Below are 1,208 nucleotides of genomic sequence, written 5' to 3'. Positions count from 1 at the left end.
GAGCAATGCTGTGCGAAATACGGACATGGAAAACTCCGGGGTCAGGATTTGAATTTTGTCTTGAGTGCGTCGGCTACAAGAGCGGGAACAAAATGCCGGACGTCGCCGCCCATGGCTGCAATCTGGCGAACCAATGTGGCAGTAATGGCGCGAACCGCAGGATCGGCCGGCAGGAATACCGTTTGCAGCTCGGGCGCCATCTTGCCATTCATGCCAGCCATCTGCATTTCATAGTCAAGATCGGTACCATCACGCAAACCGCGAACCATCAGGGACGCACCATATTTGCGCGCAGCGTCGATCAGCAAACCATCGAATGCGATAACGTCGATCCGCTCGCCATCCTTGCCGAAAACATCGGTCGCAACCCGCTTGATCAGATCGACGCGTTCTTCGAACGAAAACAGCGGCGCTTTGCCCGGGTGAACACCGATCGCCACGAAAACCTTGTCCGCAAGCCGGAGCGAGCCCTGCAGGACATCCATATGGCCGTTGGTAATGGGATCGAATGATCCCGCATAGATCGCGATTGTCATGCCGCTTCCTAGCCTTTTTGTCTGGCGCTTTCAATGGTCGGCAATCGATCAGATGAACGGGAGATGAACGTGGCAATCAGCAAGCATTCAGGCTCTCTCAACTATGTGTGAAACAATCAGATGAAACCATTTCGAAGTTAGCACGTTGCTAACCATGAAAGACAGCAAGATCGAAGGGACAAATTCATGTTTATTCTTCTAAGCATTGCTATGATGGTTGCCATGATGGTTTCAGCATTGATCATGATCATCGAAGAGAACAAAAAACGGGAAGCCTCGGTTAAGACTTCCCGTTTTGGTGTCTATCATCCCCGTCGCGATCACTGATCGCAAACAAACAACTCTAAATTTCTTCAGAGCCGTCTGTTGTGTCCGATGACACGACTTCACCTTCAAGTACGGTTTCAGCCTCGATTTCATCGGTTTCGGTTTCCGAAATCCGCTCTACCGAAACAACCTTCTCGCCATCGGCTGTATTGAATATCGTGACGCCCTTTGTGGAGCGCCCGGCAATACGGATGCCGTTAACCGGCACGCGGATCAGTTGCCCCCCATCGGAGACAAGCAGGATCTGATCCGACGCTTCTACCGGGAACAAGGATACGAGCTTGCCAATCTCATCGGTTTTCGAAGTATCGGTCGCGCGAATACCCTTGCCACCCCGTCCAGAAA

General features: G+C 52.0%; 3 protein-coding genes. 1 reads left to right on the top strand and 2 read right to left on the bottom strand.

The annotated features are described in order from the left end of the window. Positions 1 to 41: 41 nt before the first annotated feature. Positions 42 to 536, bottom strand: coding sequence for a pantetheine-phosphate adenylyltransferase (coaD, locus tag ACXJ5O_RS27525; protein WP_457302681.1), 495 nt, complete (start codon positions 534 to 536; stop codon positions 42 to 44). A gap of 186 nt (positions 537 to 722) precedes the next feature. On the opposite strand from coaD, the gene ACXJ5O_RS27520 reads away from it, so the two are divergent. Beyond that, complete coding sequence (locus ACXJ5O_RS27520) at positions 723 to 863, top strand: hypothetical protein (RefSeq protein ID WP_457302680.1); 141 nt, start codon at positions 723 to 725, stop codon at positions 861 to 863. Between the two features lie 16 nt (positions 864 to 879). On the opposite strand, the gene ACXJ5O_RS27515 is transcribed toward ACXJ5O_RS27520, so the two are convergent. After that, a partial coding sequence (locus tag ACXJ5O_RS27515) for a DNA gyrase C-terminal beta-propeller domain-containing protein (protein WP_457302679.1) occupies positions 880 to 1,208 on the bottom strand: 329 nt, incomplete at its 5' end.

This window comes from Phyllobacterium sp. P5_D12, from assembly GCF_054049495.1.
The sequence above is the reverse complement of the archived record's forward strand: the minus strand, read 5'-3'. Positions and strand labels throughout refer to the sequence as shown.

Bases quoted from the DNA above. Each gene is read 5' to 3' on its own strand.
- coaD (WP_457302681.1), bottom strand. From the start codon at position 536: ATGACAATCGCGATCTATGCGGGATCATTCGATCCCATTACCAACGGC.
- ACXJ5O_RS27520 (WP_457302680.1), top strand. From the start codon at position 723: ATGTTTATTCTTCTAAGCATTGCTATGATGGTTGCCATGATGGTTTCA.